A 24194-nucleotide genomic window follows, 5' to 3' on the forward strand; every position below is an offset into this window, starting at 1 on the left:
AGTTGCGTCGATTGCTGCGTCGAATCCGAGGAGGGCCGGTGGACGTCGACCTCACCGCTGCCTATGACCGCTGCCGCGAGCTGCACAGACGTCACGGCCGCACCTACTATCTCGCCACCCGCCTGCTCCCCGCTTGGAAACGGCGGCACGTTCACGCCTTGTACGGATTCACCCGGTACGCCGACGAGATCGTCGACCGCACCGAGGACCTGCCACCCGCCGAGCGGGCCGCCCGGCTCGACGACTGGTCGGCCCGCTTCCTGGCCGGGCTGGGCGGGGCCCAGGTCGACGACCCGCTGCTGCCCGCCGTGCTGCACACCATCGCCGTCTTCGACCTGGACCGGGCCGACTTCGCGTCGTTCCTGCGCAGCATGGCGATGGACCTGACCGTCACCGCCTACCCCACCTACGACGACCTGCTCGACTACATGGAGGGCTCGGCCGCCGTCATCGGCACCATGATGCTGCCGATCCTCGGCAGCTCCGACCCCGCCGCCGCCCGCGAGCCCGCCCGGCAGCTCGGCCTCGCCTTCCAGCTCACCAACTTCATCCGGGACGTCGCCGAGGACCTGGCGCGCGGCCGGACGTACCTGCCCGACGAGGACCTCGCCAAGTTCGACGTCACCCGCGACGACCTGTTCGCCGCCGCCGCCCGGGGCCGGGCCACCCCGAGGATCCGCGACCTCATCGAGTACGAGGTGAGCCGCGCCCAGACGCACTACGAGGCCGCCGCGCCGGGCGTGACCCTGCTCGCGCCCGCCTCCCAGGCGTGCATGCGCACCGCGTACGCCCTCTACGGCGGCATCCTCGACGAGGTCGCCGCCCAGGACTACGACGTGTTCACCCGGCGGGCGCTGGTGCCCCGGCGGCGGCGGATGGCGGTGGCGGGGCGGGCCCTGCTCACCCCCGCCGGCACCCCCGTCGTGGTCCCCGGCCCGGCCCTGACGCCCGCCGGCCGATGACGCGTACCGCGATCGTGTTGTTCACCCGCGACCTGCGGGTGCACGACCACCCGGCGCTGGCCACGGCCTGCGCCGCCTTCGACCGGGTCGTCCCGCTCTACGTGCTCGACCCGGCGCTCGCCGGCCGCTCGCCCAACCGGACGCGCTTCCTGCACCAGAGCCTCGCCGCCCTGCGCGACGCGCTGCGGGAACGCGGCGGCGACCTGGTGATCCGGCACGGCGACCCGGTGGCCGAGACGATCCGGCTGGCCGGCGAGGTGGGCGCCGAGGGGATCGGCCTCTCCGCCGACGTCAGCCGGTACGCCCGCACGCGGGAGCGCCGGCTGCGCGCCGAGTGCGAGCGGCACCGCCTGCACCTGCGACTCTTCCCCGGCCTCACGATCGTCGACCCCGGCGCGGTGCGCCCGGCCGGCGGCGACCACTACCGGGTGTTCACCCCCTACTTCCGGGCCTGGCAGGGGGCGCTGTGGCGGGAGGAGTCGGCCCCGCCCGACCGGGTACGACTGCCCGAGCGGCTGACGTCCGGGGCGTCGCCCGACGGCCTGCCGGTCGGGGAGCTGCCCGCCCTGCCGAAGGGGGAGTCGCCGCACGCCGTGCCGGGCGGGGAGGCCGCCGCCCGCAGCCGCCTCGCGCAGTGGCTGCCCACCGTCGACCGGTACGGCGACATCCACGACGACCTGGCCGGCGACGCGACCTCGCGGCTCAGCCCGTACCTGCGCTTCGGCTGCCTGTCGCCGCTGGAGCTGGCGAACCGGGCGGGTGAGCGGGCCGGCGATCCGGGCGGCGCGCGGTTCGGCCCGTTCGTCCGGCAGCTCTGCTGGCGGGACTTCTACCACCAGGTCACCGCCGCGTTCCCCGAGATCGCCACGAAGGCGTACCGGCGGGGGGCCACCGAGGACTGGCGGCACGACCCCGAGGCGCTCGACGCCTGGGCGCGGGGGCGTACCGGCCTGCCGATCGTCGACGCCGGGATGCGGCAGCTGCGCGCCGAGGGCTGGATGCACAACCGGGCCCGGCTGATCACGGCCGGCTACCTGACCAAGGTGCTCGGGCTGGACTGGCGCGAAGGGGTGGCGGTCTTCTCCCGCTGGCTGCTCGACGGCGACGTGGCCAACAACGCCGGCAACTGGCAGTGGGTGGCGGGCACCGGCAACGACAGCCGGCCGCACCGGGGGTTCAACCCGGTGCGCCAGGCGGGCCGCTTCGACCCCGACGGCGCGTACGTCCGCCGCTGGGTGAAAGGAGGGGCCCCTGGTTAACGCATTCTGGTGCACAAGGGACCCCTCCTGACAACCGGGCCCCGGCGCGGCAGCGCGCTCAGAGGCAGGAGTGCAGGGCCTCGACCAGCTCGTCGACGCGGTCGTGGTCGGCCAGCCGCGCGGTCGCGTACGCGAACACGTAGCCCCGCCCCGGGTCGGCCCAGGCGCTGCTGCCGCCGATCCCGCCCATGCCCCAGCTGCCGTCCGGCTCCCGCTGCATGCCCAGCGTCCAGCACGCCCGGCGGTCGAGCACCAGGTCCGGCCCGTCGTACTGGGCCCGGGTCGCCTCGGCGACCAGCTCCGGGCTGAACAGCCGCACCCCGTCCAGGGTGCCCCCGGCGAGCAGGCCGGCATAGCAGCGGGCCAGCCCGGCGGCCGTGGCGTGCAGGTTCACCGCCGGCACCTGCGCGCCCCGCCACAGCGGGCCGTTCAGCACCGCCACGTCCAGGCCGCCCGCCGGGTTGCCCAGCGCCGCCGCCCGCAGGGACCCCGGCTCGCCGAGCGTGCGGACCGGCCAGCCCGGATCGGCGTACGACAGGTCGGCGCACCGCCGCCGGTCGGCCGCGCCGAGCCCGAAGCCCAGGTCGAGCCGCCACGGGCCGGCGATCTCCTCGGCCAGGAACCGGCCCACCGACCGCCCGTCCACCCGCCGCACCAGCTCGCCCACGAGGTGCCCGTACGTCCAGGCGTGCTCGCCCGCGACGGTCCCCGGCGTCCATCGCGGCTCGGCGGCGGCCAGGTCGGCGCAGAGCAGGTCCCAGTCCGCGATCACGTCGGCCGGCCGGGGCACCGGGAACGCCGGCAGCCCGGCCGTGTGGCTGAGCACCTGGCGGACCGTGGCCGGCGCGCGGAACCCCGGCCAGTGGTCGGCGACCGGGTCGTCCAGGTCGAGCCGCCCCCGGTCGACGAGCAGGAGCAGGCAGAGCCCGGCCACCGGCTTGCCCACCGAGTAGACGTTGACCAGGGTGTCCGGCCGCCACGGGTCGCCGCCCCCGGCCGGCGGCACCGATCGGCCGGGCGGGACGGCGGCCCGGGAACCGGCGACGAGGTCGACGACCGGCGTGCCGTCGTACCAGATGGCGAGGCCGGCCCCGGTCTCCCGGCCGGCGGCGAACAGGTCGTGGAAGCAGTCCCGGACGGGGGCGAAGCGTGCGCGCATCCGGCCACGGTAGGGGCCCGGCGAGCCCCGGGGCGCGGGAATTCCGGGAGGCGGGCGAGGGCGGCCAGCGCTGGGCTTCCGGGAGGCGGCGACGGCCCGCAGCACCGGAACTGCACCTCGCGGTGGCCCACGGTCCTCCGGTGCGGAATGCTGGTCCGATGGCGGAACCGGAACTGGTGGACGTGGTCGTGCTCGGGCTCGGGGTCGGCGGCGAGGAGGTGGCCGGCCGGCTCGCCGAGGCCGGCCTGAGCGTCGTCGGCATCGAGCGGCGGCTGGTCGGCGGCGAGTGCCCGTACTGGGGGTGCATCCCGAGCAAGATGATGATCCGGGCGGCGAACGCGGTCGCCGAGGCCCGGCGGGTCGCCGAGTTCGCGGGCGAGGCCGACGTACGCCCCGACTGGGCCCCGGTGGCGAAGCGGATCCGCGAGGAGGCGACCGACAACTGGGACGACCGGGTCGCCGTGGAGCGGTTCACCGGCAAGGGCGGCCGGTTCGTGCGGGGCAGCGGGGCGCTCGACGGCCCCGGTCGGGTGCGCGTCGGCGACCGGGTCTTCCGGGCCCGGCACGGCATCGTGCTCGGCACCGGCACCCGGCCCTTCGTGCCGCCGCTGCCCGGGCTGGCCGACACGCCGTACTGGACGAACCAGCAGGCCATCGAGGTCGAGGAGCTGCCGGGCAGCCTGCTGGTGCTCGGCGGCGGCGCGATCGGGCTGGAGCTGGCCCAGGTCTTCGCCCGGTTCGGCGTCGAGGTGACCGTGCTGGAGGCGTCGGGCCGGGTGCTCGCCGTCGAGGAGCCCGAGTCCTCCGAGGTGGCCGCCGCCGCCCTGCGCGCCGACGGGGTGCGGATCGCCACCGAGGTACGCGCGGAGCGGGTCGACCACGACGGGCGGGCGTTCACCCTGCGGGCGGTGGGCGGGGCCGAGTTCACCGCCGAGCGGCTGCTCGTGGTCACCGGCCGCCGGGCGCACCTCGACGAGCTGGGCCTCGACACCGTCGGCGTCGACCCGGGCCAGCGGTTCCTCGCCGTGGACGACCGGATGCGCGTCGCCGACGGGATCTGGGGCGTCGGCGACCTGACCGGGGAGGGCGCGTTCACCCACATCGCCATGTACCAGGCGGCCATCGTGGTCGCCGACGTGCTCGACCACGTCCGGCGGGCGCGGGCCGGCGCGGACGCGAGCGGTGCCGCCAGCGCGGTCGGCGGCGCGGCGCACACGGAGGGCACCGGGATCGCCGGCGGGGTGCCGCACGCCGACTACCGGGCGCTGCCCCGGGTCACGTTCACCGACCCCGAGATCGGCGCGGTCGGGCTCACCGAACGGCAGGCCCGCGAGCGGGGCATCAACGTGCAGGTCGGGGTGAGCCGGCTCGACTCGTCCACCCGGGGCTGGATCCACCGGGGCGACGGGTTCGTCAAGCTGGTCGCGGACGCCGACCGGGGGGTGCTGGTCGGGGCCACCTCGGTCGGCCCGGCCGGCGGCGAGGTGCTGTCGGGCCTGGTGGTGGCGGTGCACGCGGAGGTGCCGCTGAGCCGGCTCCGGCACATGATCTACGCGTACCCGACGTTCCACCGCGCCATCGAGACCGCCGTGCGCGACCTGAGGTAGCCGGCCGGCACCCCCTCAGGCGGGGGCGCCGTGGCGGCCCGCACCGGCCGCGAAGCGCGCCGCCCCCGCCGTCGCGTCGGCCGCGAGGGACGCCGCGCCGTAGGCCAGCTCCACCGCGAGGGCGTCCGGCTCGGGCAGGTTCGCGCCGGCCAGCACCGCCGCCCGGTCGTTGCGCAGGCACGCCTGCGGGTGCCGGGCGATCTCGGCGGCCAGACGCTCGGCCTCCGCGCGGGCCGCACCCGGCGCGACCAGCCGGTTCACCAACCCCATCGCGTACGCCTCCTCGGCCGGGACCGGCCGGCCCGTGAGGATCAGGTCCAGCGCCCGGCTCTCGCCGATCAGCCTCGGCAGGCGGACGGTGCCGCCGTCGACCAGTGGCACGCCCCAGCGCCGGCAGAACACGCCGAGCACCGCGTCGGACTCGGCGACCCGCAGGTCGCACCAGAGCGCCAGCTCCAGCCCGCCGGCCACGGCGTACCCGGAGATCGCGGCGATCACCGGCTTGGACAGCCGCAGCCGCGTCGGGCCCATCGGGCCGTCGCCGTCCGGCTCGACCCGGTTGCCGCTCGGCGTGCCGATCGCCTTGAGGTCCGCCCCGGCGCAGAACGTGCCGCCGGCCCCCCACAGCACGGCCACCGCCGCCGCCGGGTCGGCCTCGAAGGCGCGGAACGCGTCGGCCAGGGCCCGGGCGGTGGGACCGTCGACGGCGTTGCGGGACGCCGGCCGGTCCAGGATCACCGTGGTCACCGCGGCGGCGTGCTCGACCCGTACCCCCATCGGGACAGCATGCCCTGCCCGGACGCCGACGCACCAGCGCGGGCGTAGCCACCCTGCCGGGCGGCCACCGGTGTTCGTACTCCGTACATCGGCTTCGCACGGCGGACAGCCCGGCCCGTGGCGGCTTCTCTCGTCCTCTGTCGGCCGCCAGAATGCGCGCTGAAGGGCCACCGAACGTGTCGACGCGAACTCGTGCGGTGCCCGTCGCCCGTCGCCGTGGGCCCCGGGTGAGGTGAGGGTGAGGGACGCCGTTGGGCGCCACCGCCGCCGGCGATGCGGGGAGATGCCGTGACAGGACGTACCGGGGCGGGGCCGTCCGCGACGACGCGGGTCGACTGCGGCGACGAGGCATCCGCCGACCCGCCCGGGTCGTGGTCGCGGCTCGTCACGGACGATCCGGACGAGGCGCACCGCTGGCTGCTGGCGGCCTATCCGGAACACCGATTACGCGCGTTCGACCGCCGCGGTGGGGTCGTCTTCCGGGCCGCCCACGCGCGTTTCGGCTCGGCCAGCGTGGCCCGGGTGCGCTATCCGATGAACGCGGACAACGACGTGTTCACCCGGGACGTCGTCGGGGTGGCGGAGGTGCTCTCCGGTGGCTGGGGGGTCGACGTCGGGGCCGGGGAGGTGATGGCCGGCGCCGGTGACCTGCTGCTCGTGCCGCCCCGGCGGACCAGGGCGATCCTGCACCGCGACATGGAGGTCGTCGCCGTGGAGATCCCCCTCGCCGACGTGCGGCGGGTGGCGCAGGAGCGGTGTGGCCTCGCGCCGGTCGACCTGCGGTTCCAGGGGCTGTCGCCGGTGTCCCCGTCCGCCGCGCAGCTCTGGCGCAACACCACGCGCTATCTCACCCAGGTGGCGCTGCCGGGCGCCGCGTTCGGGGCCAACGCGCTGGTGCAGGCGGAGGCGACGGGCCTGCTGGTGGCCGTCGCGCTGGCGACGTTCCCCAACACGACGATGACCGAGGCGCCGTCGCGCGGCGCGGGGGCCGTCGCGCCGGCCGCGGTCCGTCGTGCCGTCGCCTACATCGAGCAGTACGCGGACCAGACCCTGACCGTGACCGACGTGGCGGTCGCGGCCGGGCTGGGCGCGCGGGCGCTCCAGCAGGCCTTCCGCAAGTACCTCGACACCACCCCGACGCGCTACCTGCGACAGGTACGCCTGGAACGGGTGCACACCGAACTCCAGGCCGCCGAGCCCGGCGCGGGCCTCACCGTGGCCGCCGTCGCCGCTCGGTGGGGCTTCGCCCACCTGGGCCGGTTCGCCACCGAGTACCGCCGGGCCTACGGGCGGCCGCCCAGCCAGACGCTGCGGAGCTGACCGGGCGCGAGAACCCCTCGGGCCTGGGAGGTGGCGCTCCGGCGTGCCGTTGCACTGTCCACCCGGGCCGGGTAGCTAGGCTCCCTCGTGACCCAGGGGGGTGAATTGGTGACTTCGGGTAGTCACGTCCCGCCCGCGCTCACCCGGTTCTCGACCAGCGACCCGGCAGAGGCGGCGCACGTCTACGAGACCGCGTACGGCCGCAGCGTGCGGCTGGCCGCCGTGCCGACCGGGCTTCCGCTCCGCCACGACCGGTGGAACGCCGGGGCGTTCTGCATCGACGACATCAGCATCGCCCTCGACCTGCGGGTGAACGCGGAACCACTCGGTTACGTCCTGCTCGCCGCCCCCCGCCGGGGGTGCTTCGGGCGCCGCTGCGACGGCGTCGACGAGCTGGTCGGGCCCGGCGAGGTCGCCGTGCTGTACCAGCCCGACCTGCCCGGCTCCTCGTGGTCCAGCGACCTGGACGTGACCTGCGTCCTGCTGGACCTCTCGCTGATCGACCAGGTCGCCCGCGCCGATCCGGACCGGCCGCCGGCACCCCTGCGGTTCGTCAGCTTCCGGCCGATCAGCGCCGACGCGGAGTGGCGGTGGCGGCAGACCGTCCGGTACGCGGAGTCCGTCATGGCCGCCAGTGGCGCGCCGGGCGCGTCCCCGCTCGTGCTCGGTGGCCTCGGCCGCCTGCTCGCCGCGGCGACGCTCGCCGCGTTTCCCAGCAACGCCCTCCGGGAGGACCGGCCGTGCGACCGGGCCGACGCCCACGCGGGGACCCTGCGCCGGGCGATCGCCTTCATCGAGTCCACCGCCGGGACCGACATCGGCCTCGTCGACATCGCCCGCGCCGCCGGCACCACCCCCCGCGCGGTGCAGCTCGCGTTCCGCAGTCAGCTCGGCACGACCCCCCTGGCCTATCTGCGCCGGGTGCGACTCGACCTGGCCCGACAGGAACTGTCCCGGGCTACGCCCGGCGACGGCACCTCCGTGGCCGCGACCGCCGCGCGCTGGGGATTCGCCGATCCGCGCCGCTTCACCGCCCGTTACCTCACCACGTACGGGGAACTGCCCGGCCGGACCCTGCACCGCTGACGCGGGTTAGCATCGCCGGCGGCACGATCATGCGAGGTGCCCCGCGGGTGCGGGGAGAATCGGGAAGCCGGTGTGAATCCGGCACGGGCCCGCCGCGGTGACCGGGGAGCCACCGTCCACGCGCGAGGAGCGCAGCCACTGGCCGTGCGGCTGGGAAGGCGGACGGGCAGGCGTCGATCCGGGAGTCCGAAGACCGGCCTCGCGTCGACCGCCCACCCGTCGGGGTGGGCCGAGCGCAGCGGGAGCCTGCCTGTGGAACTCTACGACGCCATCCACCGCCGCCGGGACGTCCGGGCCCAGTTCACCGGGGAGCCGGTGCCGGCCGACACCCTGCACCGGATCCTCGACGCCGCGCACGCCGCGCCCAGCGTCGGCTACTCGCAGCCGTGGGACTTCGTCCTGGTCCGGGACGCCGCCGTCCGCCGCCGGTTCCACCGGCACGTGCAGGCCGAGCGGGCCACGTTCGCCGCCACCCTGGACGACGCGGCGGCCGAGCGGTTCGCGCGCATCAAGATCGACGGGGTGTTGGAGTCGACACTGTCGGTCGTCGTCACGTACGACCCGGAGCGCGGTGGCCCGGCCGTGCTCGGGCGGCACGCCATCGCCGACGCCGGTCTCTACTCGGTCTGCCTGGCCATCCAGAACCTCTGGCTCGCCGCCACCGCCGAGGGGCTCGGCGTCGGGTGGGTCTCCTTTTACCGGGAGTCGTTCCTCGCCGAACTGCTGGGCGTGCCGGCCGGCGTCCGGCCGGTGGCCTGGCTCTGCGTCGGGCCGGTCACGCACCTGGAGGCCGTGCCCGACCTGGAGCGGCACGGGTGGCGGCGACGCCGGCCCCTCGCCGAGGCGGTGCACCACGACCGCTGGCCGCAACGGGTGACCGACCGACCAAACAGCTAATTCAGGTACGTCTATGCGACGGCTAGGCTGACGTAGCACTGAGTCATCACTTAGCTACGTTGGGAGGAGTTCCATGCGTACCACCGTCAAGGTCCTGGCCGTGTCCGCCCTCGCAGCCCTGGGCCTCGCCGCCGGCGCCACCCCGGCCCTCGCCGCCGCCCCGGCACCCTTCTGCGAGTCCGGCGCGTCGCAGTTCTACTGCGACGCCAGCAGCGTCGGCACGACGACCTGGAGCATCACCTGGTACTCCGGCAGCGTCGGCACCTTCACGACCGCCGGGTCGACCCTCTTCGCCAACTGCCCGGCCAGCAGCCTCGGCCACCCGGTGCGGGCCAGCTACAGCTACTTCGACGGCAGCACGACCCAGTACAGCGGCACCACCCAGTTCACCTGCCGCAGCGGCCCCTGGCTGTAGCCGGCCCCGTCCGGCGTACGCGTGGGTCGCGTACGCCGGACACCCGGCACGGCTGCCCGGTTTGCGACCGCTTCTGCCGGGAAGTCGGACGGAATGCGGGCACTCTTGACGAAACTCGAACAGGCTTCGGCCCTGGACCGGGCCGGCGACCGGCTGCAGCGCGGTGTCCAGGCCACCCTGCGCCCGCAGCGGGTCCGCGACCTGCTGCACGGCGTCTTCATCGGCCATCCGCTGCACCCGGCGCTGGTGCAGGTGCCGGTCGGCTCCTGGATCAGCGCGGCCGTACTCGACCTGATGCCCGGCCAGCGCCGGGCGGCCACCGCCCTGGTGGGGCTGGGTACCGTCAGCGCCGTCCCGGCGGCGATCGCCGGCCTGAACGACTGGGCGGCCCTCTCCCGGGAGCAGCGCCGCGTCGGGCTGGTGCACGCCGCCGCCAACGCCGTCGGCCTGACCCTGTACGCGGGTTCGCTGGCGGCCCGGCTGCGCGGGCGGCACGGGACGGGGCGGGCGCTGGCCTACCTCGGGCTGGGCGCGGCGAGCGCGGGGGCGTACCTCGGCGGGCACCTCGCGTACAAGCAGGGGGCGCAGGTCAACCAGAGCATCTCCGAGCTGCACCGGATCGGCGAGGGCTGGCACCCGCTGGCGGACATGGCCAACCTGCCCCAGCGGAAGCTGGTCACCCGCGAGGTGGACGACGTCTCGGTGATCCTCTACCGGCACGGCGACGAGGTCACGGTGATGCTGGAGCGCTGCCCGCACCAGAGCGGCCCGCTCGGCGAGGGCGAGGTCACCGAGATCGACGGACACGCCTGCGTCGTCTGCCCGTGGCACGGGAGCGCGTTCCGGCTCAACGGAGGCGAGGTCATGCACGGGCCGTCCGGGAACGACCAGCAGATCCTGCCGACCCGGGTGGTCGACGGGGTCCTGGAGGCGAGGCTGCCCTGAGGCCGGGCCCCGCAGGCCGGGCCTGGCCGGGCCCGGCGGGGACCGCCGGACCGGGCCGGCGGCGTGGCCCGGCCGGACGGGCTGGCCCGCCGGCCCGCCGGCCCGCCGCCATGTCGGCGACATGGCGGTTTCCCTGGCACCGGATGCCCCCATGTCGGCGACATGGAGTCGATCATGCGCCCCCCGGCCCGCCCGGCCCGCCCGGCTTGGCCTGGCCCGGCTTGGCTTGGCCTGGCCTGGCCCGGCTCGGTGCCGTGCCTCGGCTCGGGGGTCAGTCCCGGCGGTGCCGGCCGGTGACGAGGGCCCGTGCGCTGCTGGTGGCCCTGGCGACCGCCGGCCGGCGGCGTAGCCCGAGGACGGCCCCGATCTGCGCCCCGACGATGCTGGCGACGGCGAGCACCGCCGAGACGGCGAGCGGCCGGTTCATCTGGTCGCCCGCGCTCGCCCGGGACGCTCCGGCGGCCATCGCGGGCTGCGGCCCGGAGGGCGGCTGGGCGACCTGCTGGGTGCCGTGCGACGAGCCTCCCGCCGACGAGCCGGCCGGCGGCTGGGCGGCGGAGGGGCCGGGGGCGGGACGGGTGGCCCGTGGCGAGGTGGGCGAGGGCGGCGTGGGCGAGGGCTGGGCCGCACCCGGTGCGGCCGGCGCGTCGGCGGCGGGCGGGGTGGCGGGTGCCGACGGCGGCCGGGGGGTGACCGCACCGCCGGGGGCGGGCGTCGTGGGCCGGACCACCAGCTTCCCGGTCGCGTGCCTGCGGGCCCCGGTGTCGTGGACGCCGTCGGGCAGCGTGATCAGCTGCCCGGGGCGGATGCGGTCCGGGTCGCCCAGCCGGTTCAGCTTCGCCACGTCCCGGTAGCGGTCGAAGTCGTCGAGGTAGCGCTCGGCGACCTCGCCCAGGTAGTCGCCCTTGGCGACCCGGTACACCGTCGGTTCCGCCTCCTGCCGGAGGTCGGCCGCCGTGGCGGCCGTCGGCGTCGTTGCCGGGGCGTCGACCACCGGCAGCGCGGCGACCGGGCGGGCCGCCGGTGCCCCGGCGACGGCGGCGGGTGCGGCGGCGGGATACGGGCCGGACAGCACGGTGGCCGCGCTGGCGGCGGCCGGGCTCGCCGCGATGATCAGGGCCACCGAGCCGACCAGCGCCGCGGCGGCGCGCTGCTGCCGGCTCATCCCGGGCAGCCGGGGTGCCGGTCGGCGCAGCGTCTGCGCGCCCAGCTCCACGAGCACGGAGAAGGCGAACGTGGCCCAGCCGAACCAGCCGACCAGGGCCAGCGCCCGCAGGAAGAGCTGACCGTCGTCCCGGCTGGTCAGCGTGGCACCGACCTCGGCGAGGCTGGGCAGGTGGTCGGGCAGCGGGTTCCCGGCGAACGCGATCAACGCCACCGGCCCCCCGACCAGCACGGCGATCAGCACGACCAGCGCGCCGAACCCGGTGAGTACCTGCCCGACCCGCCGTGCGGCGGAGCGACCCGGTGCGGCCATGGCGTGCCTTCCCTTCCTAGGAGCCCTCGGTGAGGGCGCGTGCGGTTGCCTCGCCGGAGACGGTGACGGCGTCACCGAAACCGAAGAAGCCGAGCAGGTAGCGGTCGTAGGTGACGGTGACCTGGACGCGGATGAGCTTCTCCCCGTCGACGACGGGGAACTCGACGCTGTGGTCGGTGGCACCGGCGGCGGCGAGGTAACTCGTCACCGCCGCCCTGGCCGCCGTCTCGTCGATCTCCTTGCGGCCGCCCTGGATGGCCTTCGCCCGGTCGATGGACTGGCCGCCGGTGCGCGCCGCCTCGGCGGCCAGGTTGTCGGCCAGTTGCCGGGAGCGGAGCTGCCCGGCGCCGTCGAAGGCCAGGCCGATGATCGCGAGGACGCCGATCATCGCCGCCGCCAGGAACAGGCTGACCCGGCCCTCGTCGCCGCGCCACCGGCGCCCCGGGCCGGCGGCGGGGGTGGTGGCCCGGCGCTCGTTTGGACCGTCGGCGGGGGCGGTGTGCACAGCTCCGCCGGGTGCGCGGGCGGTCACGACCGGCTCCGGTAGCGGTCCAGCGGGGAGGTGAAGCTGGCCGAGATCGTCCGGCTGCCCGCCATGTCGGGCAGCAGCGCCAGGTCGATGTCGGTGAAGGTGACCGTGCAGGTGACCTGCACCGTCACGGCGGCCGTCGTGCCGGGGCCGCTGTCGAACGCCTCGGCGAAGCTGACCGGCGAGCCGCCCACCGAGCCGCGCAGGGTGAGCGTGGGCTGGCCGGCGCAGTTGGCCCGCTGCCAGTCGAGTTGGCTCTGCGCGGCGGCCAGGGCCCGATCGCGCGCGGTCTCGGCGTCCCGGGAGATGGACGCGGCGCGGGCGGCGTCGTGCGCCGCCGACTGGACCGCCTCCTGCGCGATCGCGGTACGCCCGGCGACGCCGGCCAGCACCATCAGCCCGATGAACGCGGGGGCGAGGACGGCCACCTCGATGGCGACCGAGCCGCGCTCGGCTGCGGGGCGACGGCGGCGGCTCATCCGGTCGTCCACCGTTCGACCGTGCCGTGCGCGGTCTGGCGCACCGGGAAGCTGACGCCGGGGATGACCGACAACGAGTCCCCGCTGACGGTGCAGGTGACCTCGGCGAGGGTGGTGACACAGGCGGGCCCCGGCTGGTCCCAGCCGACCAGCCAGTCCCCGGCGGCGGTGAGGAAGTCGACCGCCCGCGCCTCGCCGGCCCCGGCGGGGGCCTCGTACAGGCGTTGGGCGTTGACCGCGCTCTGCGCGGCGTTCAGTGCGGTGGCGCGGGCGACGAACCAGGCGGCGACCTGGATCGAGGCGAAGAGCAGCACGAGGATCGCCGGCATCACCACCGCCAGCTCCACCGGGTTGGCCCCCCGGTCCGCCCCGCCCCCGGTGCGCCGCCGCCGCGCCGCCCGGCCCAGCCGTACGCCGGTGGTGAGCGGCCGCCGGGCCGCCCGGCCCAGCCGTACGCCGCTGGTGAGCTGCCGCCGGGCCCGCCGGCCGAGCCGTACGCCGTCGCCGAGCCGCCACGGGGCCCGCCGGCCGAGACCGGCCCCTGGCCGGGGCGACCCGTGGCGGCGCAGGCCGGCGGGCCGGTCGGCGGGTGCCGACCGGCTCCGGTCCACGCGGGTGGGGCGGTGGGTCATTACGGTGCCGTCGGGTCCTGGTGGGTCGGGATGTTGCTCATCCAGTCGTTGGCCCTGGCCAGGGCGAGCGCGGTTACCGCCATCGCCACGAAGACCAGCCCGAAGATGATCACCGCAGTCGGGACGGGGCTGTCGCCCCGCTCGCCGTCGCGGCGCAGCTCGGCCAGCCGTGTCGTCAGCGCGACGTGCAGGTAGGTGATGAGGTGCATGAGATGCTCCTTCGGAGGGGGAGGGGTTTCACAACCGGGCGAGGAACGGATAGACGGCGAAGCCGAGCAGCACGAAGACCAGCAGGGAGCCCGGAATGTCCAGCCGGCTGGTGATCGCCTCGGCGCGGGCCAGGTTGTCGGTGCGGATCTGGTCGCGCAGGGAGTCGGCCCGGCTGCGCAGCGTGTCGTGCACCTGCGCGCCCTCGCTGCCCGACGAGCGCATGATCGCCCCGACGTCGCCCAGCTCCGGGATGCCGATCCGGTCGGCCAGCTCGCGCAGCTCGTCCCACGGCGAGTGCATCTGCATCTGGGCGATCCGCAGCGACTCCCGGATCCGGTCGAACACCCAGCCGTCGCAGACCGTCGCGGCCCGCTCCAGGGCCTGCACGGGGCCGTGTGCGGCCGAGAGCTGCAACGCCACCAGGTCCAGGTAGGTGCAGACCGCCTGGCGGAACTCGTCCCGGGCGGCGTCCGCGCGGGTCAGCACGCTGCGGTGCGCGATCAGGGCGGCGACGAACGCCATGCCGAGGCTGCCCAGCAGCGGCACGGCCAGCGGCACGGACACGCCGCCGAGGAAGAGAACCGCGCCGAGGAAGGTCGGGGTGGCCAGCCCCACCAGGGCGGAGAGCAGCAGGGACAAGGCGTACTGCTCGGGGGTGCGGTCGAGCAGGGCGAGCTGCCGGTGCGGCGGGCGCAGCCAGCGGGCGAAGCCACCGATCCAGTCGGGCCCGCGCCCCGTGGTGGCCCGGCCGGTGCCCGGCGGCTGGTGCAGCCGGCGCAGGGCGGGGCCGAGCGCCGGGGCGGCCGGCAGGGCCTCCCGGACCACCAGGAACAGCCCGAGGCCCACCGCCGCCCCGCCGACGACGGCCAGGGTGAGGTGCCAGTTCAGGATCATCCGATCGCCTCCGCCGGATCGGGGGCGGGCAGGAAACGCGCCGGCCGGGGCGGCTGGCTCATCGACCGCACCCAGGCCAGCAGCCCGACGAACGCCGCGCCGAGCACGAGCATCACGAGCTGCCCGACCGGCGTACCGTACGGGCGGACGTAGTCGGTGTTGACCAGCCCGTACGCGATGGTCAGCAGGGTCATCCCGGTGAGGAAGCGCACCGCGAAACGCGGCTGGGTGCGCTTGGCCTCGATCTCCCGTCGGGTGGCGACCTCGGCGGCGGCGGCACCCGCGATCGAGCCGAGCACGTCGCCCAGCCGCTCGCCCCGGTCGGACAGGTGCAGGATCAGCGCCGCCACGACCTGGTCGCACACCGGGTCACCGATCTCGTCGGCGAACGCGAGCAGCGCCGACTTCGCCAGCCAGCCGGCCTGGAGGCGGGCGGCGAGCAGCCGTACCTCTTCTTCGATCTCCTCGGGGGCGGTGGCCAGCGTGCCGAGGATGGCCTGCTGGAGGCCCTGACCGGTCGACGAGACGTCCTTGAGCCGGCGGGTCCACTCGCCGACGGCCTCGATCCGGGCGATGGCCCGCTGCTCGGCCCGGCCGACGGCGAACAGCCACGGCGCGCCGGGCACCGCCACGGCGACCAGCAGGCCGACCACCGGCAGCCCGGTGAGCAGGAACGCCAGGGCGCCGGCCAGCACCGCCCCGCCGAGCAGGAGTTGGTGGTTGCGCCGCTGCCGGGGCGTGCCGGAGCCAAGCCAGAGCCGGCTCAGCCCGCCGCCGGGTCCCGCGCCGGGGGCCGGCCCGGCTGGCCGGGTGGTGCCGACCAGCGCGACGACGGCGAGCACCAGGCCGGCCACGCACGCCGCGCCGGAGACCACCGCGATCAGCTCGATGTCGGCGGTCACCGGGCCACCGTCCGCGCCCCGAGCCGGGTGTGCCGGGGCCGCCGCCACGCCCCCGTGCCGGCGTCGATCCACCGGCCCAGCAGCCGGGCGTCGTAGCCCACCCGCAGCAGCTGGTCGCGGACGCGTTCCGGCAGGTGCCGGGGGACCGCCCGGCCGTCGGGGCCCGGACCGAAGACCGTGGTGGTGGTGATCCGGCTGCCCTCGCCGACGCCGATGACCTCCTCCACGTGGGAGACGAACCGGTGCTTGCGCCCGCCGATCGCGGTCTCGTCCTCGACGGTGACGTAGACGATCAGGTCGAGGGCGTTGCCGGCCATCCGGCGGGCCTGGTCGACGGTCATCTCCCGGCCGTGGGAGAGCGCCAGCTCGACGATCCGCTCGCCCACCCCGCCCGGCGACCGGGCGTGGATGGTGCACATCGACCCCCGGCTGGTGGTCATGGCCTGGAGCATCGGCACGATCTCCCGGGACCGCACCTCGCCGACGATGATCCGCAGCACGCCCATCCGCAGCGAGACGGGGATCAGGTCGGCGATGCTCACCTCGCCGGCCGGACGGCCGTCCAGCCCGCGCTCGCCGTGCCCCTCGCGGGCCTCGAAGCTCATCACCGCCCGGTGCTTGTGCCCCCGGCGGGTGGGCAGCAGCTCCCGGCTCTCCTCCAGCAGCACGTACGGCTCGTCGGCCGGGATCTCGTCCATCAGCGCCCGGATGACGGTGGTCTTGCCGGCCCCGGCCAGGCCGGCGACCATGATGTTCAGCCCGGCCCGCATGGACGCCCGGAGGAAGTCGCGCAGCAGCGGGTCGATCATCTCGTCCAGGTCGCCCCGGCCGCCGGCGATGTCGTCGAGGCTCACCTCGAGGGTGTTGTGCTTGCGGATCACCGCGTACGGGCGGTGGCTGACCAGGAAGACCGCGGCGAGCCGGCTGCCGTCGGGCAACTGCAGGTCGAGGGTCGGCTTCGAGGTGGACAGCGACCGCTCGGTCGCCCCGGCCCGGCGGGCCGCCGCCTGGAGGATCTCCACCAACTCGTCGTCGCTGTCGGCGATCGGGTCGGCCCAGTCGACCCCGCCGCCGTGCCGGGTGATGCGCACCTGGTCGCAGCCGAGGATGTGCACCTCCTCGATGGTGCCGTCGACCAGCAGCGTCTGCAGCCGCCCCAGGCCGACCAGCTCGGCGGTCACCTGGTCGAGCAGCAGCCGCTCCTCCCCGGCGGCCATCGGGGTGCCGGCACGGCGGACCGCGTCCGCGTACTCGGCGACCACCGCGACGGCGAGCCGGGCCCGCTCGACGTCCTCGGCGTCGGCGTCGAACTCCCGACCGCGCTGCCACAGGGTGAGCCGCTCGCTGAGCTCGCGGCGCAGCTCGCGTACCACGGCGAAGTCGACCCGGGGTCGGGGCGGTGCCGGCGCGACGGGCGGGGCCGGCGCGGCCCCCGCCGGCGGCGCGGGCTGCGGGTGGCCGCCGCCGGTCGGCGCGGGTGGCGGGTGGGGGCCGCCCGACGCGGGGGCGAGCGGCGGGGCGATGGAGGTCGCGGCGGGCTGCCGCGCCACCCGGGGGTCGTGCGACACCGGCTCAAACCGCACCCGGCACCCCCTGGGTGACGGGCCAGGCCAGCCGCGCCCGGCGGCGGTCCAGCAGCGCCCGGACCGGTACCTCCAGGGCGCCGGCCGCGCGCATCAGCGGCCGTCCGGCCCGCAGGGTCCCGCCGAGGGTCAACACCTCCGCGGTACGCGGGTCGTCCGGCAGCCGCGCGATCACCGGCAGCCGCAGCGCCTTGCTGATCTCGCCCCGACCGTGGCCGTCGCCGACCGGCAGCAGCCGCAGCGTGCCCGGCGGCACCCGGTGCTCGGTGAAATCCCGCTCGATCGCCCGGACCATGGCCTGGGTGGCGGAGAGGTCGGGCAGCCGCGCCCGGGTGACCAGGAGGACCACGGCGGCGGCGCGCAGGATCGGCCACGGCGGGCCGGCGACCTGGAGCCGGCCGCAGTCGACAAGCACGTCGTACGGGGGGTCGCCGCGCTCCAGGTCGAGGAAGAAGTCGGTGAACCGCTGCCAGAGCGGGGCGACGCTGCCGGCCTGGGCCGGGTCGACGACGCCGGGCAGCAGCAGCCGCTCCCGGCGCGGGGCGTCCAGGTCGACCAGTTGCGACCAGAACGCCGTCTCCAGGCTGCCGTCGCGCAGCTCACCGACGGCCAGCTCGCCGATGCCCCGGGGCCCGTCCAGCGCACCGCCGAGGTAGCCGGCGAGGATCGAGCCGCCGGCCGGGTCGCACTCGGCGAGGATCAGCCGCCGGTGCCAGGTCAGGGCGCAGGCGAGCGCGGACGCGGTGACGCCCGGCGAGCCCTTGGCCGAGACCAGCGCGATGATCGCCATGCTCAGGCCGCCCGGGTCAGCACGACCGCGATCCGGCTCTGGGCGGCGAGCGCCACCACGGCGGGCACGTCCCGGGCGGTGAGCGCGACGTAGACCACCACGCTGCTGGTGCTCGGGGTGGCCGTGTCGATGACGGTCGCCTCGAACCGGGTGCTGGAGGCGGACTGCCCGCCGGAGCTGCGGTCCGGGGTGCTGACCAGCAGCACCCGGTCGCCGGGGTGCAGCCGCTTCGCCGGCACCCGGCCCGGGGCGAGGTCGAGCGCGAGCTGCTGCTGGCCGGGGCCGAGCAGCGGGTCGTCGGTGAGCTGGCCGAGGGTCAGCAGGGTGCCCGGGGTGAGGGCGACGGCCGCCCGCATGCCGACCACGTCGTCGAGCTGGGCGGCCGGCACCGGCCGCAGCCCCTGGCCGCCGGCCACCTGCACGGTGACCAGGTCGTCCGCGCCCAGCGTGCGGCCCACCTCGACGGCGCGGGCGACCGCCAGGTAGCTGCCGGTGGCCCGCACGGAGGTGACCGCGAACGCCGCGCCGAGGCCGCCGAGGGCGATCAGCAGCACGGCGAGGCCGAGCAGGCCGGGCCGGACCCGCCGCTGCCGGACGACCCGGGGCGGGGCGACGGGAGCGTCCACCGGCTGCCCGGTCCCGTTGCGCGTAGCGAGACTCACCGCGTCACCACCTGAAGTTCGTCGATCTGGACCTGGATGATGCCGCTTTGGCGGGTCTGCGGGATCTCGCCCCGCACGCCGTTGGAGGCCGTCCAGCGGACGGTCCAGTGGGTCGTGGCGAAGACCTCGTACGTGTCGGCCTTCGCGTAGCCGGCGTAGCCGCAGTCCGGGGAGCGGCCGCCGGCACCCGGGCCCTGCGGGTCGTACGGGGTGCCGGGGCCGTGGCAGGTGACCTCGTCGTCGTTGCCCATGTCCCACACGATGTCGTCGACCTTCGCCTCGATACTCACCGTCAGGCCCCGGTCGGAGGCCGAGGCCTCCAGCGGGCCGAAGTAGGCCTTGCCGGGGCTCGCCCACATCCACACCGGGAGGCCGACCAGCCCGGAGCCGATGCGCTTGCGGGGCGCGACGGTCGCCCGGGGCGGCAGCAGCGAGATCGAGGCGAGCGCCCGGCGGGCCAACTCCTCCGGGTCGGGCGGGGTGCCGTAGCCGGGCGGCGGCGCGTCCAGCAACTCCTCGTGCACGCTGCCGAGGTCGCCGCCGTTGCAGGTCGCCGTGTACCACTGCATGCCCTCGGGGGTGTCCTCCCGCTGTGGATCCGACAGCCTGTAGTAGCAGCCGTTGCCGTTGTTGAACCAGCCGAGATCCTCGTCGTAGCAGGGGAGGACCCTGCCCTTCCACTGGCACGTGCCGCTGCCGCCGCTCGAACCGTCGCCGTCGCCGGGGTCCCCGCCGCCCGGGTTGCCCGGGGTGCCCGGGTCGTCGTCCCAGACGTCGCAGTCGTTCTGGCCGATGGGGCACTCGATGCCGCCCTCGCGGGCCGCCGCGACGGTGGCGGTCGGCGGTGCCGCCGCTACGGCGAGCGCGAGGACCAGGCCGATCGCGGCCAGCAGCCGCCCGGGGCGGGGTGCGGAGGGCAGCCCCGGGTGGGCGGCGGGCGGTCGCGTCGGGCGAGCGGCGGCACCAGCCGCGCGGCGACCCCACCGGGTCAGCACGGCTGGTCCTCGTGACCGGCGCCGTAGTTGATCAGCCAACGGCCGTGGTACCGGGTGGCCGTCGCGGTGGCCAGGTGCCGACCGCCGCCCGAGCCGGGTACCACCCGTTTGGTCTTGGCGTCGACCAGCCGGTAGCCGGTGGTGTCCAGGCAGTCCTGGATCTCGACGGTGGCGGGGACGGAGTCCAGGCTCACCGACGTGACGGTGGGGTCGGAAACGAATGTCCCGGTACGCACGGCACCGTGCTCCTTAGCTTCGCGAATTGCCAGTCGGACCCTGGTCAACAACGGGTCGGCCAGGAATTTCGCCAGTTCCGGGTGGCGCGGATCGCTGCGCCGGCTCGCCGCCCGTGATGCCGCGAGATATCCGGAATAGGCGGCGAGCGCCGCCTCCCGGGCCGCCCGTTCCTCGGCCGGGGAATGGGTCGCGGTGGCGCTCGGCCCTGCCGTCGCCTGGGGCCGCGCGGCGGCTTCCGGCTTCGCGCCGCACGCAGCCACCGGCGTGGCGGTCAGGGCCGTGACCAGTAAGATCATCCATCGGCCGGGGCGCCGTGTTCGCAACGCCGTGCCTCCTCGCTGGCGACCCGGGGCGGGCGGTGCACCGACCGTCTCCGGGCGTGCGGCAGCGCGGCCGGATCAACTCATCCGGGCCCCTCGGTTCACCGCCGCATTTACCTGTGCTGATCTTCTAAGAGCCGTGCACCGATGTCTTCTGTGGCCTCCGACGCCTCATGCTGGGGTTGCGTCGTACTCAAGGGGCGAGCATAAGCTGACGCCTGGCGATGCAACAGAGGCAATCTGTTCGAATACGCTGGGTGATGGATGGCGGTGATCACGGATGGCGGGCGTCGATGCCCCGTGTCGCGCTCCGCTGCTGTACGGTGACCCCCGTCACAGTGTCGGAGCGTCGACGGCGGTTGGTCCGTTCGGCTCGAATGCTGGCCCGCTCCAGGCGGGTAGGCCCGAATTGCCCCCCGCCCGGCGGGGGATCACCGCCGGGCGGGCATCCCACCCGAACGGCGGCCCGGTGGGATGCGCGGCCGTCGGATTCCGCACCATCCGCTACACGTCGGCCAACCGAGAACTACTCACCGTGTCGCCCCGCCCCGGGGTGTCCACGTCCGGGAGCCGGCCGTGACCGGGGAGCGGCTCCGGCGACCGCCCGACCCGCCCCTCGCGTCGCCCGCGCCGGGCCGGCCTTCTCGCGTACGCCTGACGGCCCTGCTGGCCGGCACGCCGCTGCTCCGCCTCGCGGTCGCCCGGTACGCCGTACCGCCGGGGGAGCCGGACCGGGTCGCCTGCCCGCGCTGCGGCACGCCGCTCGGCCTCGACCGGCCCTGGCCCGCGCTAAGCCCGGCGGCGCGGTGCGGCGGCTGCCGGGCCCGGGTCGGCGCACCGGCCGGCGCGGTCGAGCTGGCCGCCCTCGCGGCGCTGGCGGTGCTCGTGGCGGTGCCCGCCGCGCCGGCCGAACGGGCGGCCCTCGCCTGGTGGCTCTGCTGCGCGGTGCCCCTGGTGCTGATCGACGTGGCCGTGCACCGGCTGCCCGACCGGCTCACCTGGCCGGCCGCCGCCGGAGTCCTGGCCCTCTACGGCGTGGCCGCCGCGACCTCGGCGGGGATCGCCCCCTGGCTGCGCGCCGCGCTCGCCGGGGCCGGGCTGGCGCTGGCCTTCGCCGCCACCACCCTGCTGCTCGGGCGGCGCGGCTTCGGCCTCGGCGACGCCAAGCTGGCGCTCGGGGTGGGCGCGCTGCTCGGCTGGTACGGCTGGCCCGTCCTCGTCCTCGGCCTGCTGGTGACGTTCACGCTGTCCGCGCTGACCAGCCTGGCGCTGCTGCTGGCCCGCCGGGTCCGCTGGTCCAGCCACCTGCCGTTCGGCCCGTTCCTCGCCCTCGGCGCGGTCGCCGCCCTGCTGCTGGCCCGCTGACCGAGCCGCCTCCCGCGCTACCCGCCTCCCGCTACGCGCCCGCGCTACGCGCGGGCCCTCCCTTCACCGGGCGGGCCAGCCGGCGCAGCAGCTCGGCCGCCGGCCGCGCCAGCAGCGGGGCGCCGACGCCGGTGACCAGCGCGCCGAGCAGCAGGCCGGCGAGCACGTCGTGCGGGTAGTGCACCCCGACGAAGACGCGGGAGAACGCGGCGAGCACGGCCAGCGGGACCGCGTACCAGGCGAGCCGGGGGGAGAGTAGGACGATCGCCGTCGCCAGCGCCCCGGCGATCGTGGAGTGGTTGCTCGGGAAGGACCAGTCCCCCACGGGCGGGCACCGCTCGGCGATGATCAACAGGTCGGTCGGTACGCGGCAGGGGCGGTCCTGGTCCACGACGGTCTTGAGCAGCTCGCTGCCGCCGTACGCGAGGACCACGGTGGCCGGCGCGGCCACGGCGAGGGCCAGGTTGCGCGGCCCGGCACCCAGCTTGGGCAGGGCGGCGGCCACGAGGAGCAGGCCGAGCAGGACGATCGACCACTCGGTGAAGTGCGCGGCGAACCACTGGACCGGCTCGGGCGTGCCGTCGGCGAAGCTGACGACGTCGTGGTACAGACCATCGCTGAAGGGTGGAATCGATGACAAACCAGCGTTGATCATGATTCACCCTACCAAAGTTCATCTGCTGTTCACCCGACCCCAGGCCAGGAAACTGACCGGCGTCACCGGCCCAGACGAGTAGGCCGCCCTGGTCGACGACGAACCTCTTCACGAACCTGATGGCGCGGCGCAACCTGCGCGGCGCGGCCGAGGCCGTCACGCGGCATCCGGAGGTAAGGAGGGGCCCCTTGTCGACGCATACGGTAGAGAAGGGTCCCCTTCTTGCACCCGGGCGAGGCGGCTTACGCCGGGGGTGCGGCCGGGCCGGGGACGGGGTGCTGCACCACGCCGGACATCCGCTCGACGACGTCCTCCAGCGCCTCGAAGGCGTACGCCCAGTTGTGGCACTTGAAGCTGCGCAGCCCGTCGATCGGGGTCCGGCAGTCGACGCAGTGCACGCCGGGGATCGCGTCCGGGACCTCGGTGTTGACGTACCGGCGGTCGCCGAGGATCACCCGGGCGATCATCGCGGGGTCGTGCACCCCGTGCAGGGCCGACGAGACGATGTCCAGCCAGGTCATCCGCCGGCCGCACTTCGGGCAGTCCGGCTCGTCGCCGCTGACCCACAGCGGCGCGCCGATGCTGCGCGCCGGCATGCCGAGCAGCTTCTCGATCCGGCGTACGTCGTGCTCGGGGGTGACCCAGCGGTGTCGGCCGGGCAGCGAGGCCGGTGAGTCGTACACGGCGCGGAACAGGACCGGATCGACCTCGACGGTTTCCCGCTGGCGGGTCATGGCGACCTCCTCGACCTCGCGGCGCCGGCCTGGCCGGCACCCGCAGCCCACCGTCGCCCGGGTGGTCGACGGACACAACCGGATCAACGACACGATGGGCCTGTGGGCAGCCACGCGGGGAGCTGGACATTCAGGGCGCGCTCGCGGCGGGCTGCCCGGGTGGCGGGCGCCGACCGCTCCCGTGGAGGACGCCGTGCTGGCGTCCGGACGGCGAGCCGCGAGCGGGGGTGTCGCACGGCTTCGGCGGGGTGGGCGTCCGCCGCTGAGCCGCCCGGCCGGGCCGGAGGGCTGCCGTCGGGTGGGGCCCGGCTCGTCGTCGGGCCCCACCCGAGCCCCTACAGGTCCCCGGGGCAGGTGACGCGGTTGATGGTCGAGTAGGCGGTGCGGATGCCGTACTGGAAGTCGTCGAGACAGTTGCCGTAGACGACCATGCCGACCTGCACGGTCCTGCTCGCGTCCGAGTAGTAGATGATGGTGATGCTCTCGTTGGCCCCCGGGTAGGGGAGGGCGTGGGCCGGGCTGGCCACGACCGCCGTGGTGCCGGCGACCGTCAGCAGGGTGGCCACCACGGCGTTCCGCACGAGCTTCTTCACTGAGGCACCTCTCGATCGAGCGGGCTGGATGCGCTGATGATAGTCGTCTGTCGATCAATGGCGTAGGTGTGGCGGCGGTGGCTATCGTGCGGGGATGCCGATGACGGACGAGCCGTGACCGGGCGACCCGCCGCCGCGGACCACGACGGTGCAGCGGTGGGCCGGGCCCGATGAGCGACCCAGACGACGGAGCGCGCCTGGCCGGGGACCTGTCCGACCGGCTCGCCGCCCTCACCTTCGTCGACCTCACCACCGAGCGGGTCACCGAGCTGCTCGTCGACACGATCGCCGACTGGGGTGCGGCACAGGGGTGGCGGGTCTACCGGCGGGCGGCCAGCGTCGTGCCGCTGCCGCCCCCGATGTCCGGGCAACAGTCGGTCGTGGACGTCGCCTGCGCCCGGCCGGCCGCGCCGCCGGTGGTGATCGAGGTCGACCACACCGACCGGCGTCGTACGGTCGAGAAGCTGCTCGCCGAGGCCGCCGCCGGGCGGGTGCCGATCTGGGTGCGGTGGGGTTCCCGGGGCTTCACCGCACCGCCGGAGCCGGTGCGGATGGCCACCCTCACCGTTGCCGCACGGCGCGGGGAGGCGGGCGTACGCCTGTACTCCCGCCAGCCGGCGAGGCAGCTCCCGCCGCCGGAGCACCACGCCGAGCCGGTCACCGCCGGCCCGGCGGATCCCCTCTTCGGCCCCACGAGCGCGAGCTGAGCC

27 protein-coding genes and 1 riboswitch are annotated in these 24194 nt (G+C 75.6%); of the genes, 10 read left to right on the top strand and 17 right to left on the bottom strand.

Annotation, left to right across the window (positions count from 1 at the left end):
* The first annotated feature begins 38 nt into the window (after window positions 1-38).
* Together TK50_RS02635 and TK50_RS02640 are read left to right on the top strand one after the other, a co-directional pair.
* The gene (locus TK50_RS02635) at window positions 39-962 is read left to right on the top strand and encodes a phytoene/squalene synthase family protein (protein ID WP_043961243.1); all 924 of its coding nucleotides are present in this window, start codon (window positions 39-41) and stop codon (window positions 960-962) included.
* On the top strand, window positions 959-2221 hold the full coding sequence (locus TK50_RS02640; protein WP_043961244.1) for a cryptochrome/photolyase family protein: 1263 nt from the start codon (window positions 959-961) through the stop codon (window positions 2219-2221). The genes TK50_RS02635 and TK50_RS02640 overlap by 4 nt, the downstream gene beginning before the upstream one ends.
* A gap of 58 nt (window positions 2222-2279) precedes the next feature.
* Here the strand turns inward: TK50_RS02640 and TK50_RS02645 are convergent, their stop codons facing one another.
* On the bottom strand, window positions 2280-3380 hold the full coding sequence (locus tag TK50_RS02645) for a serine hydrolase domain-containing protein (protein ID WP_043961245.1): 1101 nt from the start codon (window positions 3378-3380) through the stop codon (window positions 2280-2282).
* A 158-nt stretch (window positions 3381-3538) separates the two neighbouring features.
* Between TK50_RS02645 and TK50_RS02650 the strand changes: the two genes are divergently transcribed.
* Window positions 3539-4987 (top strand): dihydrolipoyl dehydrogenase family protein, encoded by a 1449-nt coding sequence (locus TK50_RS02650; protein ID WP_043961246.1) that lies wholly within the window; start codon window positions 3539-3541, stop codon window positions 4985-4987.
* Window positions 4988-5002: 15 nt separating this feature from the next.
* On the opposite strand, the gene TK50_RS02655 is transcribed toward TK50_RS02650, so the two are convergent.
* The gene (locus tag TK50_RS02655) at window positions 5003-5764 is read right to left on the bottom strand and encodes a crotonase/enoyl-CoA hydratase family protein (protein ID WP_043961247.1); all 762 of its coding nucleotides are present in this window, start codon (window positions 5762-5764) and stop codon (window positions 5003-5005) included.
* Window positions 5765-6052: 288 nt separating this feature from the next.
* Between TK50_RS02655 and TK50_RS31945 the strand changes: the two genes are divergently transcribed.
* The 5 genes from TK50_RS31945 to TK50_RS02680 all read left to right on the top strand — a co-directional run bounded on the left by TK50_RS31945 (window position 6053) and on the right by TK50_RS02680 (window position 10427).
* A complete protein-coding gene (locus TK50_RS31945; protein ID WP_052503578.1) occupies window positions 6053-7084 on the top strand; it encodes an AraC family transcriptional regulator in 1032 nt (343 codons plus the stop codon).
* Between the two features lie 108 nt (window positions 7085-7192).
* Complete coding sequence (locus TK50_RS02665) at window positions 7193-8170, top strand: AraC family transcriptional regulator (RefSeq protein ID WP_052503579.1); 978 nt, start codon at window positions 7193-7195, stop codon at window positions 8168-8170.
* Window positions 8171-8187: 17 nt separating this feature from the next.
* Window positions 8188-8386, top strand: a riboswitch (cobalamin riboswitch).
* Between the two features lie 36 nt (window positions 8387-8422).
* Window positions 8423-9067 (top strand): 5,6-dimethylbenzimidazole synthase, encoded by a 645-nt coding sequence (bluB, locus tag TK50_RS02670; protein WP_043961249.1) that lies wholly within the window; start codon window positions 8423-8425, stop codon window positions 9065-9067.
* 73 nt (window positions 9068-9140) lie between these two features.
* Window positions 9141-9482, top strand: coding sequence for a hypothetical protein (locus tag TK50_RS02675; protein ID WP_043961250.1), 342 nt, complete (start codon window positions 9141-9143; stop codon window positions 9480-9482).
* 93 nt (window positions 9483-9575) lie between these two features.
* Window positions 9576-10427 (top strand): Rieske (2Fe-2S) protein, encoded by an 852-nt coding sequence (locus TK50_RS02680; RefSeq protein ID WP_043961251.1) that lies wholly within the window; start codon window positions 9576-9578, stop codon window positions 10425-10427.
* A gap of 271 nt (window positions 10428-10698) precedes the next feature.
* Here the strand turns inward: TK50_RS02680 and TK50_RS02685 are convergent, their stop codons facing one another.
* From TK50_RS02685 to TK50_RS02740, 12 genes are all read right to left on the bottom strand, one after another.
* On the bottom strand, window positions 10699-11904 hold the full coding sequence (locus TK50_RS02685; RefSeq protein ID WP_043961252.1) for a LysM peptidoglycan-binding domain-containing protein: 1206 nt from the start codon (window positions 11902-11904) through the stop codon (window positions 10699-10701).
* A gap of 16 nt (window positions 11905-11920) precedes the next feature.
* On the bottom strand, window positions 11921-12292 hold the full coding sequence (locus tag TK50_RS02690; RefSeq protein WP_229405841.1) for a hypothetical protein: 372 nt from the start codon (window positions 12290-12292) through the stop codon (window positions 11921-11923).
* 140 nt (window positions 12293-12432) lie between these two features.
* Window positions 12433-12912, bottom strand: coding sequence for a TadE/TadG family type IV pilus assembly protein (locus tag TK50_RS02695; RefSeq protein WP_043963704.1), 480 nt, complete (start codon window positions 12910-12912; stop codon window positions 12433-12435).
* Window positions 12909-13361 (bottom strand): TadE family protein, encoded by a 453-nt coding sequence (locus TK50_RS02700; protein WP_043963706.1) that lies wholly within the window; start codon window positions 13359-13361, stop codon window positions 12909-12911. Before TK50_RS02700 ends, TK50_RS02695 begins: the two co-directional genes overlap by 4 nt.
* 182 nt (window positions 13362-13543) lie before the next feature.
* Window positions 13544-13753, bottom strand: coding sequence for a hypothetical protein (locus TK50_RS02705; protein WP_043961253.1), 210 nt, complete (start codon window positions 13751-13753; stop codon window positions 13544-13546).
* Between the two features lie 28 nt (window positions 13754-13781).
* The gene (locus TK50_RS02710) at window positions 13782-14645 is read right to left on the bottom strand and encodes a type II secretion system F family protein (RefSeq protein ID WP_043963708.1); all 864 of its coding nucleotides are present in this window, start codon (window positions 14643-14645) and stop codon (window positions 13782-13784) included.
* Window positions 14645-15598: a type II secretion system F family protein gene (locus TK50_RS02715; RefSeq protein ID WP_043961254.1), complete on the bottom strand. Its 954-nt coding sequence runs from the start codon at window positions 15596-15598 to the stop codon at window positions 14645-14647. Before TK50_RS02715 ends, TK50_RS02710 begins: the two co-directional genes overlap by 1 nt.
* Window positions 15547-17133 carry a TadA family conjugal transfer-associated ATPase gene (locus tag TK50_RS02720; RefSeq protein ID WP_043961255.1) on the bottom strand — a complete coding sequence of 529 codons (1587 nt, stop codon included), beginning with the start codon at window positions 17131-17133 and terminating at the stop codon, window positions 15547-15549. Before TK50_RS02720 ends, TK50_RS02715 begins: the two co-directional genes overlap by 52 nt.
* Window positions 17123-17923, bottom strand: a complete 801-nt coding sequence (locus TK50_RS02725) for a CpaE/TadZ family protein (protein WP_043961256.1) — start codon at window positions 17921-17923, stop codon at window positions 17123-17125. The genes TK50_RS02720 and TK50_RS02725 overlap by 11 nt, the downstream gene beginning before the upstream one ends.
* Window positions 17924-17925: 2 nt before the next feature.
* Window positions 17926-18585, bottom strand: coding sequence for an SAF domain-containing protein (locus TK50_RS02730; RefSeq protein WP_043961257.1), 660 nt, complete (start codon window positions 18583-18585; stop codon window positions 17926-17928).
* Window positions 18582-19580, bottom strand: coding sequence for a hypothetical protein (locus tag TK50_RS02735; RefSeq protein ID WP_422119909.1), 999 nt, complete (start codon window positions 19578-19580; stop codon window positions 18582-18584). Before TK50_RS02735 ends, TK50_RS02730 begins: the two co-directional genes overlap by 4 nt.
* The gene (locus TK50_RS02740) at window positions 19574-20113 is read right to left on the bottom strand and encodes a hypothetical protein (RefSeq protein WP_241773906.1); all 540 of its coding nucleotides are present in this window, start codon (window positions 20111-20113) and stop codon (window positions 19574-19576) included. Before TK50_RS02740 ends, TK50_RS02735 begins: the two co-directional genes overlap by 7 nt.
* 600 nt (window positions 20114-20713) lie before the next feature.
* Between TK50_RS02740 and TK50_RS02745 the strand changes: the two genes are divergently transcribed.
* Window positions 20714-21502 carry a prepilin peptidase gene (locus TK50_RS02745; RefSeq protein WP_144420138.1) on the top strand — a complete coding sequence of 263 codons (789 nt, stop codon included), beginning with the start codon at window positions 20714-20716 and terminating at the stop codon, window positions 21500-21502.
* A 31-nt stretch (window positions 21503-21533) separates the two neighbouring features.
* Here TK50_RS02745 and TK50_RS02750 read toward each other — a convergent pair whose 3' ends face one another.
* The 3 genes from TK50_RS02750 to TK50_RS02760 form a co-directional block, all read right to left on the bottom strand.
* Window positions 21534-22157 (bottom strand): phosphatase PAP2 family protein, encoded by a 624-nt coding sequence (locus tag TK50_RS02750; protein ID WP_043961259.1) that lies wholly within the window; start codon window positions 22155-22157, stop codon window positions 21534-21536.
* A gap of 242 nt (window positions 22158-22399) precedes the next feature.
* Entirely contained in the window at window positions 22400-22891 is a 492-nt protein-coding gene (locus TK50_RS02755; RefSeq protein WP_043961260.1) for a hypothetical protein, read from the bottom strand.
* A 335-nt stretch (window positions 22892-23226) separates the two neighbouring features.
* The gene (locus TK50_RS02760) at window positions 23227-23484 is read right to left on the bottom strand and encodes a DUF6289 family protein (RefSeq protein ID WP_043961261.1); all 258 of its coding nucleotides are present in this window, start codon (window positions 23482-23484) and stop codon (window positions 23227-23229) included.
* 170 nt (window positions 23485-23654) lie between these two features.
* Here TK50_RS02760 and TK50_RS02765 point away from each other — a divergent pair, with 170 nt between their 5' ends.
* Window positions 23655-24191 carry a hypothetical protein gene (locus TK50_RS02765; RefSeq protein WP_043961262.1) on the top strand — a complete coding sequence of 179 codons (537 nt, stop codon included), beginning with the start codon at window positions 23655-23657 and terminating at the stop codon, window positions 24189-24191.
* Window positions 24192-24194: the final 3 nt, after the last annotated feature.

Origin of the sequence: Micromonospora haikouensis (genome assembly GCF_000876225.1) — a bacterium.
Classification (GTDB): Bacteria; Actinomycetota; Actinomycetes; order Mycobacteriales; family Micromonosporaceae; genus Micromonospora; species Micromonospora haikouensis.

Bases quoted from the DNA above. Each gene is read 5' to 3' on its own strand.
- TK50_RS02640 (WP_043961244.1), top strand. From the start codon at position 959: ATGACGCGTACCGCGATCGTGTTGTTCACCCGCGACCTGCGGGTGCAC.
- TK50_RS02645 (WP_043961245.1), bottom strand. From the start codon at position 3,380: ATGCGCGCACGCTTCGCCCCCGTCCGGGACTGCTTCCACGACCTGTTC.
- TK50_RS02650 (WP_043961246.1), top strand. From the start codon at position 3,539: ATGGCGGAACCGGAACTGGTGGACGTGGTCGTGCTCGGGCTCGGGGTC.
- TK50_RS02655 (WP_043961247.1), bottom strand. From the start codon at position 5,764: ATGGGGGTACGGGTCGAGCACGCCGCCGCGGTGACCACGGTGATCCTG.
- TK50_RS02675 (WP_043961250.1), top strand. From the start codon at position 9,141: ATGCGTACCACCGTCAAGGTCCTGGCCGTGTCCGCCCTCGCAGCCCTG.
- TK50_RS02680 (WP_043961251.1), top strand. From the start codon at position 9,576: ATGCGGGCACTCTTGACGAAACTCGAACAGGCTTCGGCCCTGGACCGG.
- TK50_RS02685 (WP_043961252.1), bottom strand. From the start codon at position 11,904: ATGGCCGCACCGGGTCGCTCCGCCGCACGGCGGGTCGGGCAGGTACTC.
- TK50_RS02690 (WP_229405841.1), bottom strand. From the start codon at position 12,292: ATGATCGGCGTCCTCGCGATCATCGGCCTGGCCTTCGACGGCGCCGGG.
- TK50_RS02695 (WP_043963704.1), bottom strand. From the start codon at position 12,912: ATGAGCCGCCGCCGTCGCCCCGCAGCCGAGCGCGGCTCGGTCGCCATC.
- TK50_RS02705 (WP_043961253.1), bottom strand. From the start codon at position 13,753: ATGCACCTCATCACCTACCTGCACGTCGCGCTGACGACACGGCTGGCC.
- TK50_RS02725 (WP_043961256.1), bottom strand. From the start codon at position 17,923: ATGGCGATCATCGCGCTGGTCTCGGCCAAGGGCTCGCCGGGCGTCACC.
- TK50_RS02740 (WP_241773906.1), bottom strand. From the start codon at position 20,113: ATGATCTTACTGGTCACGGCCCTGACCGCCACGCCGGTGGCTGCGTGC.
- TK50_RS02750 (WP_043961259.1), bottom strand. From the start codon at position 22,157: ATGATCAACGCTGGTTTGTCATCGATTCCACCCTTCAGCGATGGTCTG.
- TK50_RS02755 (WP_043961260.1), bottom strand. From the start codon at position 22,891: ATGACCCGCCAGCGGGAAACCGTCGAGGTCGATCCGGTCCTGTTCCGC.
- TK50_RS02765 (WP_043961262.1), top strand. From the start codon at position 23,655: ATGAGCGACCCAGACGACGGAGCGCGCCTGGCCGGGGACCTGTCCGAC.